The organism is Erythrobacteraceae bacterium WH01K (assembly GCA_027941995.1).
Classification (GTDB): domain Bacteria; phylum Pseudomonadota; class Alphaproteobacteria; order Sphingomonadales; family Sphingomonadaceae; genus CAJXSN01.
Genome location: CP115967.1, coordinates 160879 through 172502, shown reverse-complemented (window position 1 = coordinate 172502; position 11624 = coordinate 160879). Strand labels below are relative to the sequence as shown.

15 protein-coding genes and 1 pseudogene are annotated in these 11624 nt (G+C 59.5%); 12 read left to right on the top strand and 4 right to left on the bottom strand.

What is annotated here, in order from left to right; genetic code table 11:
* The first annotated feature begins 212 nt into the window (after nucleotides 1-212).
* From PF049_14430 to PF049_14415, 4 genes are all read left to right on the top strand, one after another.
* The gene (locus PF049_14430) at nucleotides 213-1376 is read left to right on the top strand and encodes a cytochrome P450 (protein ID WBY18071.1); all 1164 of its coding nucleotides are present in this window, start codon (nucleotides 213-215) and stop codon (nucleotides 1374-1376) included.
* A 107-nt stretch (nucleotides 1377-1483) separates the two neighbouring features.
* Nucleotides 1484-2176 (top strand): helix-turn-helix transcriptional regulator, encoded by a 693-nt coding sequence (locus PF049_14425; GenBank protein WBY18070.1) that lies wholly within the window; start codon nucleotides 1484-1486, stop codon nucleotides 2174-2176.
* A gap of 169 nt (nucleotides 2177-2345) precedes the next feature.
* Complete coding sequence (locus tag PF049_14420; protein WBY18069.1) at nucleotides 2346-3134, top strand: sterol desaturase family protein; 789 nt, start codon at nucleotides 2346-2348, stop codon at nucleotides 3132-3134.
* The gene (locus PF049_14415; GenBank protein WBY18068.1) at nucleotides 3131-3805 is read left to right on the top strand and encodes a class I SAM-dependent methyltransferase; all 675 of its coding nucleotides are present in this window, start codon (nucleotides 3131-3133) and stop codon (nucleotides 3803-3805) included. Before PF049_14420 ends, PF049_14415 begins: the two co-directional genes overlap by 4 nt.
* A 64-nt stretch (nucleotides 3806-3869) precedes the next feature.
* On the opposite strand, the pseudogene PF049_14410 reads toward PF049_14415, so the two are convergent.
* Nucleotides 3870-3992, bottom strand: a pseudogene (locus tag PF049_14410) (chromosome segregation ATPase).
* 305 nt (nucleotides 3993-4297) lie between these two features.
* On the opposite strand from PF049_14410, the gene PF049_14405 reads away from it, so the two are divergent.
* The gene (locus PF049_14405; GenBank protein WBY18067.1) at nucleotides 4298-5173 is read left to right on the top strand and encodes a lytic transglycosylase domain-containing protein; all 876 of its coding nucleotides are present in this window, start codon (nucleotides 4298-4300) and stop codon (nucleotides 5171-5173) included.
* On the opposite strand, the gene PF049_14400 is transcribed toward PF049_14405, so the two are convergent.
* The 3 genes from PF049_14400 to PF049_14390 are packed head-to-tail and all read right to left on the bottom strand — an operon-like array spanning nucleotide 5153 to nucleotide 6386.
* Nucleotides 5153-5428, bottom strand: a complete 276-nt coding sequence (locus PF049_14400) for a hypothetical protein (GenBank protein ID WBY18066.1) — start codon at nucleotides 5426-5428, stop codon at nucleotides 5153-5155. The genes PF049_14405 and PF049_14400 overlap by 21 nt on opposite strands.
* A 48-nt stretch (nucleotides 5429-5476) precedes the next feature.
* Complete coding sequence (locus tag PF049_14395) at nucleotides 5477-5968, bottom strand: hypothetical protein (protein WBY18065.1); 492 nt, start codon at nucleotides 5966-5968, stop codon at nucleotides 5477-5479.
* A 49-nt stretch (nucleotides 5969-6017) separates the two neighbouring features.
* Nucleotides 6018-6386, bottom strand: a complete 369-nt coding sequence (locus PF049_14390) for a hypothetical protein (protein ID WBY18064.1) — start codon at nucleotides 6384-6386, stop codon at nucleotides 6018-6020.
* Nucleotides 6387-6737: 351 nt separating this feature from the next.
* On the opposite strand from PF049_14390, the gene PF049_14385 reads away from it, so the two are divergent.
* The 7 genes from PF049_14385 (at nucleotide 6738) to PF049_14355 (ending at nucleotide 11622) form a co-directional block, all read left to right on the top strand.
* A complete protein-coding gene (locus PF049_14385; GenBank protein WBY18063.1) occupies nucleotides 6738-7055 on the top strand; it encodes a hypothetical protein in 318 nt (105 codons plus the stop codon).
* Between the two features lie 85 nt (nucleotides 7056-7140).
* On the top strand, nucleotides 7141-7425 hold the full coding sequence (traL, locus tag PF049_14380; GenBank protein ID WBY18062.1) for a type IV conjugative transfer system protein TraL: 285 nt from the start codon (nucleotides 7141-7143) through the stop codon (nucleotides 7423-7425).
* Between the two features lies 1 nt (nucleotide 7426).
* Entirely contained in the window at nucleotides 7427-7990 is a 564-nt protein-coding gene (locus tag PF049_14375) for a type IV conjugative transfer system protein TraE (GenBank protein WBY18061.1), read from the top strand.
* Nucleotides 7987-8784: a type-F conjugative transfer system secretin TraK gene (locus PF049_14370; protein ID WBY18060.1), complete on the top strand. Its 798-nt coding sequence runs from the start codon at nucleotides 7987-7989 to the stop codon at nucleotides 8782-8784. The genes PF049_14375 and PF049_14370 overlap by 4 nt, the downstream gene beginning before the upstream one ends.
* 5 nt (nucleotides 8785-8789) lie before the next feature.
* Nucleotides 8790-10097 carry a TrbI/VirB10 family protein gene (locus tag PF049_14365; protein ID WBY18059.1) on the top strand — a complete coding sequence of 436 codons (1308 nt, stop codon included), beginning with the start codon at nucleotides 8790-8792 and terminating at the stop codon, nucleotides 10095-10097.
* A gap of 5 nt (nucleotides 10098-10102) precedes the next feature.
* The gene (locus tag PF049_14360) at nucleotides 10103-10972 is read left to right on the top strand and encodes a DsbC family protein (protein ID WBY18058.1); all 870 of its coding nucleotides are present in this window, start codon (nucleotides 10103-10105) and stop codon (nucleotides 10970-10972) included.
* Nucleotides 10969-11622 (top strand): hypothetical protein, encoded by a 654-nt coding sequence (locus PF049_14355; GenBank protein WBY18057.1) that lies wholly within the window; start codon nucleotides 10969-10971, stop codon nucleotides 11620-11622. Before PF049_14360 ends, PF049_14355 begins: the two co-directional genes overlap by 4 nt.
* Nucleotides 11623-11624 lie beyond the last annotated feature (2 nt).

Genomic DNA, 11624 nt, shown 5'->3' with positions numbered 1-11624 from the left:
CGGCGGGAGCATAGTCAAAAGCGAGCCGGTTGGTTTCGCTGTGGCTGGCTCGGCAGCGATATGCCAAATCGAAAGGACGGTATTGGTCTATGAATCATTCCATAAAACAGAGCGAAGAACTCATACCGCAAGGGCCCGTCGACAGCACACTCCATTTCCTGAGACGGCCCTATGACTTCGTAAGCACGGTCTGCTCGCGAACCGGTGGCGATATGTTCGAAACCCGCCTGTTGCTCCGGCGGACTGTGTGCCTGCGCGGCGAAGCTGCGGCCGAGATGTTCTACGATAAAACGCGAATGTCGCGCGACGGCGCGATGCCGGAACCGGTTCGGGCGACTTTGACTGGCAAGGGCGGAGTCCAGGGTCTGGATGGCGAGCGGCATTTGCGGCGCAAGGAAATGTTCGTGTCGTTGCTGACGCAAGAGCGTGTCGAGGCTCTGGGAGAGAAATTCGAAAAAATGTGGTTGGCCCAGCTCCCGGCATGGACCCGGGAAACGCAGGTAATCTTCTACGAAGCGCTGCATCCCATATTGGCCGAAGCAGTGTGCGACTGGGCCGGAGTGCCACTACCGGCTGAAGAGCGCATCAAGCGAACTCGCGACCTTGTTCTACTCTTCGACCGCGCGGCCGCGCTCGGCTTGGGCCATTTTCAAGCCCGGCGCGCTCGCAGCCGGTCCGAAGCGTGGCTCGCTCGCATCATCAAGGATGTGCGCGATAGCCGTCTGGTCCCACACGCTGAATCCGCGCTGGCTGTGATCGCTGGGCACCGGGATGAGAATGGCGCGCTGCTAAGTCCCAAGATCGCCGCCGTCGAACTGCTGAACGTTCTGCGCCCAACCGTCGCAGCGTCTGTCTATATCACTCTCCTGGCGCATGCTCTCCATTCGTTTCCCGATTTGGCTCCGACCCCTGCATCCGATCGCTCTGAGATGGGCTATTTCGTCCAGGAAGTGCGCCGGTTCTATCCCTTCTTTCCTGCGGTCGCTGCCAGAAGCCGAAAGGACTTCCGGTGGCGAAATGTCCGTTTTCCCGCCGGGCGACGTTTCCTGCTCGACTTGCACGCAACCAACACTGATCCTCATCTCTGGAACGAGCCGGAAACCTTCAATCCGGAGCGCTTTCGCGAGGAAAGCATTTCCGCGTTCGCATTGATCCCTCAGGGCGGCGGCGATGTCCCGAAAAATCATCGCTGCCCCGGCGAGACGGTCGTGCTCGAAGTGATGGAGCGCGCGTTGCGAATGCTTCTTTGCGAATTGGAATATCGGCTCCCCGCCCAGGACCTGCGCATCGATCGTTCCCGGATGCCGGCGCTGCCAGGCAGCAAGATCATTCTCGAGGATATCCGGCGCAGTGAGCGGTCTTTGAAAGAGACTTGAGGAGAGCCGGGAACGCGTTGAGATCTCTCAGAAAGGAACGTCCGATTGCACAGCAGCTAAGACGAAATCGCTCTTTGAGAAGCACCGACGCCTCATGGGAGGGCAACATGATGCTCGGATTTGGCTGGGCACTTCTCGACGCCCAAACAGGAGAGAACCGTCCGCACAGTCATCTGGCACACCAGATCAGTCTTTCGCTGGTCGACTCTTGCAGCATTAACGCTGACCGAGATCTTCGCTTGTCGCCCCGTGAAGCTGTTCTCATCCCTGCCACCACGGTTCACCGCTTGACGCCATCCGGTGCCATCCTGCGAAATCTGTATGTCGATCCGTTTTTCATGGGAACCCGTGACCTCAACAAGAGTGTTGGACTGGAACGGCTTTCGACCGCTGAAGCGAATGCATTGGCTCTGGTTGGATCTGGGAACGAGGCACGCAAATGGATGGAAGGCTTTTTGAACCGGAAGGGTTCGAGCCAAATCGACCCGCGCCTCCGCTCTACGCTGCAACGGATCGAACCCGGGGCGTCACCTTCGGAATTGGCCAAAGCCGTCGGTGTTTCGACCACGCGGATGCGGGAAATTGCGATTCGAGATTTTGGAGTGCCGACGACCAAGCTCCTGCAATGGTTGCAAGTTCAGCGTGCCATCGAAGGTTTCCACCAGTCTCATAGTCTAGCTGCCGCCGCGGCCGCAGGTGGGTTTTCCGATCAAGCGCATTTTACCCGTCGTTTGGTCGAATGGTTCGGCGTGACGCCATCACAGGGTCTCGCAAAAATCGAGATTACCATCGTGCGTTAAGACGCCAGCGAAACGTTCAATACCGGGGCCCTAAGGGAGCGTAGACGGAACCATCGTTTGATGGAGGCTGCAATGGCCGTTTTTTCGTTATCTCTATGGCCCGCTCTATTTTTTCGGCTTTGTCGGGGGCGCTACGGCGATCGTGTCCTCGGGTAGTTCGCCGGCCTGGTTGTTCGTTCTGATCATCGCCGCGATTGGGTCCTCGCTCGCCGCCGAGCGTATCGCGCCTTTCGAAAACCAGTGGAACTCGAGCCATGGCGATGGCCGTAGAGACATTTTGCATGCCCTCGTGAATGAAGGATCTCTTGTGGCTATGGTGCTGCTTCTTCCGCTCATCACAAGCCTTGTCCCTTGGGAATCAGCCTGGCCAAAGACGCTGCCCTTATGGGCCGATGTAGCAATGGCTATTGTACTCCTCGACGTGGGGATTACCCTTGCCCATTTCGCCAGTCACAGGGTTTCGTTTCTCTGGCGTTTTCACGCCGTGCATCATTCGGTACGCCGCATGTACGGCTTCAACGGGCTACTGAAGCATCCAGTCCACCAGTTCATCGAGGTTACCGCCGGTGCGTTGCCCTGGCTTCTTCTGGGAATCCCTCTCGATGTCGCCGCCGTGGCTTCCTTTGCGGTGCTGATACAGCTCCAGTTACAGCACTCGAACGTCGACATGCGGGTCGGGCCGTTGGCATATATCTGGGCCGTCGCTCCAGTTCATCGGCACCACCACCTCGCATCCGAAACGGACGGCGACGTCAATTTCGGTCTCTTCTTGACGCTCTGGGATGTTCTGCTTGGTACAGCGCGCTTTGGGTCGAGCCAGCATATCAGAGCGGGGGCGATTGGCCTCGCTGGCATCGAAGATTATCCGGATGCCTATCTAGCACAGTTGGCCGAACCATTTAGAAAGCAGGCACAGTCTCTGCCGGAGCTCGGCCCACAAAGCGAGAGACAGGCATGACCGATCAACATGCAGTCTATACGCCGCCAGCCGGTTATCCTATTCTCACGCCACTCTACGATATCGGGGCCCGACTTTCGACCCGCGAAAAAAGGTGGCGTAGAGACCTTGTGGACCTGATTGAGCCCAAGTGTAACGAGGTCCTGCTCGACATTGGGGCGGGTACCGGCAGCCTGGCGCCACTACTGGCCACGAAAAACCCAGCCACGACGTACTTCGGGATCGATCCAGACGAAGATGCGATCCAGATCGCACGAAAGAAAGCGGGGCGAGCTGGAATAGATGCTGAATTCAAACATGGATTATTCTCGGTGGCCACTGTTGCCAAATGGCCAGCGCCGAACATCGCCACACTCTGCCTCGTTCTCCATCAAGTTCCTTATGATGAGAAGCTCCGCTTGCTTTGCGAGATTTACGAAGCACTTAAGCCAGGTGGACGCCTGTTCATAGCAGACTACGGCGAGCAGCAATCACGCCTCATGCGTGTCCTGTTCAGAGCAACGATACAGCAGCTCGACGGTGTTTCGGACACGCAGCCAAACGCGGACGGCGCGCTTGTACCGCTTATGGAACAAGCTGGATTTCTCAGCATCACAGAATGCAAGAGATATCAAACCATCACTGGCTTGATATCGATCTACGGAGCGACCAAGACTTCTGCAGATGAATGAGAAGATTGCTCATTTACTCGCTTGGTTTGGAGTGGCCGGTACATGGATTTGCTGCCAGAGAGTTTCACCTCTCGCGAGGATTTGTCCCAAGAGGTCCACGACGGTCAACTACGCTGACCCGGCGTGATTTTGCCTCAATCACGAGTCGCTCAAGTACGCCATTGCCGGGAAAGGCGATGACATAGCGCGTAGCAAAATGCTCGTCCATCTCTTCAAGGACCCGCGCCTGATAGTCGCGCCAGTTCCCTTTGAAGTTCATATCCTTGAGCATGCTGTGCGCGATAACGAGGTAGACCCGGATCGCCTATTGCTATGTCCGCTATGTCCGCAAGTTTGCGCTAAAGCGGACAGGCAGCAAGCGGCCCAGTCTTTGCCTTTTCCATCTGACGCACCAGACATTCTCGAGAAAGAAAACCAGAGCTAGACATTGCGGTCTGGCAGAACCCCTCTATGATGAGATTGCGATAGGAAACCATGCCGAAAGGTATGGTCATGAAAAAACTTCTTTTTGCCGTTTTGGCCCTGTCCGGCCCAGCTTCCGCGCAACAGGTTCATATCGAAAGTTTTACGTCGTCTCGACAGCAAGCGTTCGAGATACTTGTCCCGACGGTTCGGTCCGAGGTGGCAACTTCAATTGGTCGGGAAAGGCCACATTCGCAAGCGCTTGAGCAAGACGGACGTAATGTCGAGTTTGGCGAGCCTTCTGCTGCCAGCCCATCGACCCCATTTGTTCCGGCTAAAGCTGCGCTGCACGTACCCAATTGGATGAGGGTGGGGCTTCCAACCTTCGATCCTAGCCCGGAAATACGAAGAGCCGGTCAAGCGACACCCGGGTGCGGCGAAGTCGATTATTTCCCGCTGCACGGCATCGGCAGCGAGGCGCAATATCGACGTCGGCTATATTTTCAGGAGATTGTTTCAGCAGCTTGTGCCGCCGGCGTTCCCGTCAGACTGTTCGATGCCCTGGTGGCCCAGGAAAGCCGCTACCGTCCGTATGCGCGAAGCCATGCCGGAGCGATGGGACTGACGCAATTGATGCCGGGCACGGCCGACGATCTGGGCGTTGTCGATCCGTGGGATCTGCAGGAAAACCTTGCGGGCGGTGCGCGCTATCTCCGTATGCAACTCGATCGGTTCGGCAAATGGGAATTGGCGTTGGCCGCATATAATGCGGGACCTGGGCGAGTGGAGCAGTATAACGGGATTCCACCCTTTCGCGAGACCCGCGCTTACGTGTCCACAATAATGCGCTCTGTCCAGCAAGGTAACACCGTGCACCGCGCAGCCTCAGCAATGCCCCCGGGCAACCCCTTTCGGAAGGTACGGCTGGCGAGGTTTGTCCGCCCATCAGAAATCCCAGAAGACTGAAAATCCGATCGACCAAGCGTAGTAGAGCGCAATGAGCAGAATCGCCGGTGCGCCTTTGAGATAATTGAGCTGCCAGCGGAACCAGATTTTCGGCAACAGCAAGAGCTTGTCGAACTTGGTGGTGATGGACGGCTTCCAGTTACCGCTACGCCAGTCGCAAGCGGTGACGATTGAAGCTAGTAGTGCGCAGAGGATGGCCATTATGCCGACCGCGATGTAGAGCGATGTCCAAGCTATCAGGGCAGACTCGTTCACCGAAGAACCCCTCCCGCAACTGATCTCTGATTTCGCTGGTCGAAATGCTCAGCCGTAGGCGAAATCGAAGTCGGCGCCATTGCGCCTTTCCTCCAGCTTGCGATGATACTTGGCAATGGCCGAGGAAGTGTTCTTCGCTATACCGTCGCAAAGTTCGCTCCGGATGGTTTCGAAATTACCTTCGCAGGCAGCCAGTTCCTCAGGAAGGTGCGTCGCCATGGCAACTGCCACCATGGCTGAGGTTTCGCAGCATGGGTCCTCGTAGGATGTTGCATCGGTAAAACACTGTACGGTGATTGCCGCACGGATAGGATCGATCTCCAAATGCGAGGTCACCGCATGGAATTCCGCAAGCGGCAATGTGCCCTGGGCAATGCGGTCAAAAAAGCGATTGCGATGGCTTTGACGAATGACACCTCGTTCTGCGAGTTTCCGCACGCTCAATCCGCGCTTCTCCATTTGTCGTCGGATGAGAACAGCGTATTCCCGCTGGAGCTGATCACAGCGTCCGACAACCACGGTGTTCGATCCCTCGCGCATGATCCCTCCCTAAACGCGACCTATGCAAATGCATACTGCGCAAAAGCCCTTAACCGTGGCAAGTGGAATCTTTCCTCTGGGCGATCGACAATGCACAGAAGATAACCGTCTCACGTACACCGCAGTTCTCATCCAGTTTTTGGCATAGGTCCATTTTGAGCGCTTCCAGTTCGGAATTGAGCGATCGGGACAAGCGAAGATAAATTCTTACGTGGCCATCGAGTGGGAACTGGTTCTTGAACAACGCAACCTGTTCATCCGTTGGCTTCGGGGGATCTTTGATCGCCTCAAGAATCACGTCTCTAAGCCGCTGAAATTTCAACCGTTCGACGGTTAGCACGCGGATCGCTTCCGCAATAATTGCAAATGGCTGCTCGCCCAGCAGCAACTCGTGCACAACCTCGCTGTCGCTCGACATGACGCTTACTCGCCCCCTGGATTCTCTTTCGGGTGCGATCAGTCTGCGAGTCGAACCGTCGTTGAATCAGCTTTGTGTCTAGCCTTGAGAGTCGGCGCTGCATACAGGCCAGCCATACCCGCGTTCATTCCGGGGTGGTCCTGATTCCGTGCCAATAGATCCCAAACGGAATGCCACCCGGTTTATTATTTAATCCCTAGTGGTGCAGTCTTTTTGACCAGTCGGATCGACAAAGCGCGATTCGCACCTTGAAAGGTCAGTCCTTGCGACGAATTGGTTGAGAAAAGGTTCCCGTTCTTCCCTTCTGGTCTTGGCGCATCGCGCTGTTCGTCAAACCAGAAGGGAAAGACAATGAAAGCACTCGATCTCAAAAAGGGTGGCGCGAACCTCGCCGTCGCCCTGGCTGCAGTGGCCGGGATGAGCGTGTTCGGGATCGACGCCGCGATGGCCGGTACCGACACCACGTTCGACACCGCGCTAACGCAGTTCACCGACTTCCTCGAAGGCTCAGGCGGTAAGATCATCACCGTGCTGTCGCTCGCCGGCGGCATCGTGGCGCTTGCCTCCGGACGCTTCTCGCTCGGCCAAGTGGCAATCCCGGTCGGGGTGGGCGTCGGTGCCGGCACCGGCGTGCCGATCGTCACCTCAACGATCACCGGCACGGTCTGATCGCTCGATCGGACCCTCTCCACGGGGGCGCGGGCTGCTGATCGCCAGCGAGACGCAGCCGCCCCCTGACTGGCGGAGACGACCTTTGGACCAATATTCCATCCCAAGACATCTCGACGACCCCGAGCTCATCGGGTTCTGGACGCTGGATGAATTCCTCATAATGCTGATTCCGTTCGGTTGGGGAATTCTCGCGCAGCACATCGTTATCGGACTTCTCCTCAGTGTCGCTGCATGGTTTTTCTATCGCAAACTTAAAGCCGGGCGTTCGATGTATTGGGTCCTGCACTTTGCCTATTGGAATCTGCCGGGCGGTTTCTTTGGTCTGAAGGTCGCTCCGCCTTCTCATCTTCGTGTGATGGCGGGCTGACATGGAACTATCTCTTGCTCACGAGGCGTCACAACGGACGCTGAAACAGCGCAACCTCCTTGCGCTCATCTGCATCGTTCTCGGCATCCTCGTCGTGGTGATGTTCACGGCTGCATCGACCCGCGATCGCGAAGTGGTGCTTCAGCCGATCCTTCCTAACGAAATGACGCTGAGCTCCTCATCGGTCACGCCGGAATATCTCGAGGCGGTGACCCGTGACACCGCGCAGCTCGCGCTCAATCGCTCGCCCGAAACGCTCCAGTACTGGCTCGATGGGATCGTCGCCATTGCCGCGCCGGAATCGCGCGGTGCGCTCAAGGCGAAGCTGATGGAGATCATGGCGGAGCAGGAAGGCTCTCAGGTCACCCAGTTCGTCACCATCGACTGGATCAGGACGAACCCCGACGAGCTGACCAGCCAGGTCGGGGGCGTCCTCCACACGATCGTCGGTTCGCGCGATGTGCGGCGCGAACACAAGGTCTTCGAGTTCCATTGGAAATATACCGGCGTCTCGCTTCGCCTGAAGGGTTTCGGCGTCGTCGTGAAAGAAGGAGAGGAAGAATGAACCCGGCCATTTCCTCGCTCATGATCGTGTCGGGCGGCCTTCTCGCCTCGCGTCTCGATTGCTACCTGACGCGCCTGGGCGGGGCCGCTCTCATTGCCGGCGCATTCGTGATGTCTGCCGTCCCCGCACTCGCGCAGGAACACATCCTCGCCGTCGATAACGGAGAGGTGCGCTGCCAAGCCTCGAAGTCCGACCTCACCCGGATCGCGCTCAAGGAAGACCAGTTCGTCGCCGTATCCCGTGTGCAAACCGGGATTGAGGCGGAAGACTTCGCGATCGTTCACGAGCCGACCCGCGGCGACATCTATCTCTCGGTTCCCGAAGGGTACACGAAGCCGAACATCTCGTTCTTCGGCACGACGCAGAAGGGCTACGTCTACAAGTTCGACTGCCAGGTGTCCGGTGACGGTGCGCTGCAGGTTTTCGTGGCCAATGCGGATATCGAGAATCCGCAGCCGCAGGCAGAGACCCTGCAGGCCGCGTCGCTTGACGATCGCGCGGTGGGCCTCGTCCGAGCGATGTTCGAACAGCGTCCCGTTACCGGGTTCGAGATCAGCGACGCAGCTCGTGCGCCGGTCAATGTCGGCGACATCAAGGTGCAGCTGGTCAGCGAATATCGCAGCCCCACCATGACCGGCAAGGTCCTCCGGATCGAGAACACCGGCGCGGCGCCCATGACGCTGCAGGAAGAACTCATCGCCGGCGACGGTGCGATCGCCGTCAGCATTTCAAACCGCGACCTCGCGAGCGGGCAGGCGACTGCCGCCTATGTCGTCGTCCCCACAGGAAGGTAACTGAGATGGATTTCCTGAAGCGCAAACCCAAGGATCTCGACGCCGCGGAGCAGGACGAGCACGACGAGCTCGACGAGAGCGGCTCGATCGCTGAGAACGATCAGACGCAAAAGCGCCAGAAGATGCTCATGTATGGGCTGGTCGGCGTAATCGCGATCGCCGGGTCGATGTATGTCCTCGATACGGACGACACGATCGAGCAGGCGATGGAAAACGGAACCGAGACCACGGTCTCGACCGACGCCCTCATGAACCGGCAGCGCGTCGACCAGGAATGGGTCGCCATGTACGAGGGCGAGATCAATTCCCAGGGCCAGCGTCTGAAGGGCGTCGAGGCGCAAGCCGGGCAGATGATGGAGCTCCAGTCGCAGGTCGACAGCCTGCGCAACGAGAACGCCGCAATGGCCCGCGATGGCCAGCGGGTTCTTGAAGCATACGAGCGCGAGAACGAGCAGCTCCGTCAGCAGGCGAGCCGTGGCAATGCACGCCCGACTGCTCCCGGGCCGGTTGCCGCCGCACAGGCGCTGGGGGTTGCCCCCTCCTCATCGCCTGCCGCGGCGGCACCGCAGCCTCCTCGTCGTAGCAACGACGTGCAGATGGTGTCGTTCAGCGGGAATGGCGGGACCGGGTCGCGCATCGACGCTTCCAAGTCGCCCGCGGTCTACACGGATTCGCCGAACTATCTCCCGCCCAACTCGATCGCGAAAGCGACCGTGGTGGTGGGGGTCGATGCGACCACGAACACGCGCAGCCAGAGCGATCCGCTGCCCGTGCTTCTGCGCATCACCGGCCCCGCCCGCTCGGTCTACAGCGAGGGGCGGCTTCTCGCCACTCGGGTGCAAGGGTGCATGGTGAACGGCGCGGCGTATGGCGATCTCTCGTCCGAGAAGGTCTACGTAAAGCTCCAGCGCATGACGTGCGCGCAGCCCGGCGGCCGCTTTGCGGTGTCGGAGGTTCAGGGCTTCATCGCGTTCGGCGGCAAGGTTGGCATTCGCGGCCGCGTGATCAGCCGCGAAGGTTCACTCACGACGCAGGCGTTCCTTGCCGGTTTGGTCAGTGGTGCGGGCAAGGCCGTCGATTCCGCATTTTCTGTCCCAATTGTTCCGGTCGGCCAAGATAGTCGAGCGAACCTTCCGAGCCCTTCGGCCGGCGACATTGGCCTTAGAGGCTTAGGCGCTGGCGCTGAAAACTCCGGAAAGATGCTCTCCGAATATCTCATCGAGCGTGCCGAGCAATATCAGCCGGTCGTCGAGATGCCCACCGGCGCCAGCGTCGAGGTCGTGTTCCTCGACGGCACCTTCATCAGGAACTAAGCCTCATGAACAACCAACGTATTCTTCCGGCCTCCGATGGCGACAGCTACAGAGGCGGTGCCAAGCGAGTCCTTCAGGGACTGCTCATCCTGGCCACTGGCGGCGGGATCGCAATGGGTGCTTCCGCGCTCGCCCAGAGTTCGGGCCCTTCGGTCGAGAAGGCCCTCGCAGAACGCCTTCCGAAGACCGAGATCACGGCCATCGACTGCGAGAAGATCGAAGGGGTCTGCGAGGTCCAGGCCCGCCAGAACCTGTTCTACATCGATCACGGCGCCCGCTACCTCATCATCGGCCGCGTGTACGACATGGAGACGAAGCAGGATCTGACAGCGGCGCGGCTCCTGGAGATGAACCCCGATATGCTCATCGGGGGAGGGGGGGACACGTCATCGGCCGATCCCGCCCAAGCGCCCGGGCAGCAAGGTGCAGACACCGCGTCGGTCGACGATCAGGTCGATCCACTAGCACTTGCGGCACTGCCGCAAAACGGCGCGGTCGTCATGGGCCGCGGCGCGAGGACCATCACCGTCTTCAGCGATTTCCGCTGCGGCTACTGCAAGCGTCTCCACGAGACCCTCGAGACTTTGAACGTGAAGGTCGTTGAGCGGCCGATTTCGGTGCTCGGCACCCGCCCGATCTCCGAAGCGGTCATCTGTTCGCCGGACAAACGCCAGGCCGTCAACCAGGCGTATGACGGCGGGTCGATCACGACCGGATCGGATTGCGACACCTCCGGTCTCGACGCGAATGAAGCCTTCGCTCGCAAGCACGGCTTCAACGGGACCCCCGTAATCGTCCGCGAGGATGGCGCCGTCGTCCACGGCTTCCGTCCGCGCGAATTCCTCGAAAGCTGGATCCAAGGGAGTGCATCGTGAACAGCAAAGCCATCCTCGCCGTCGCCGCATTCGGGGGCCTCGTCTCCGGCTGCACCACCCTTGGCACTAATGTGAGCGGCAGCTTCAGTTGCGACGGTCCTGACGGAGTATGTGCCCCTTCGACAGTCATTGATGATGGGGCGATATCCCGGATCGAGGAGACGACTTCCACCGACCTGCTCAATCCGGCCGGTCCGTACCAGATGGACGACGGGATCGACGCGCCGGTTCACAACACCGTCCTCGCAGCCGCACCCATGACGGCGAGGAGCGCTCCAAGCTACGAGCTCGCGGTCGTCTTCCCGGGCTACACCGATGCCACGGGCATGAGCCACGCGCGGCGCACGGTTCACACCGAAGCCGTCCTGCCTGGTCGCGGCGATGCGATGGACGCGATGGCTATGCGCGGCCGCCATCCGACCCGCAATCAGGGTCTCCTGGCGGCTGCGGAGAGCGCGCCTCCGTTTCTCGCCATCGCGCCGGACATTGTCGGCGCTTCGCCGGGTCAGGCCCCGCAGCCGAGGGAGGTCGCGGTAGCGGCAGGACCCGATCCCATCGCCGCGATCGAAGCACAGGTGTCGGAACGACTGGCGGCGCGTGAGACGAAGCCGCGGCGTCAGGCCGCTTCGTTCCCCGGCGTGGTGGAGTGAGC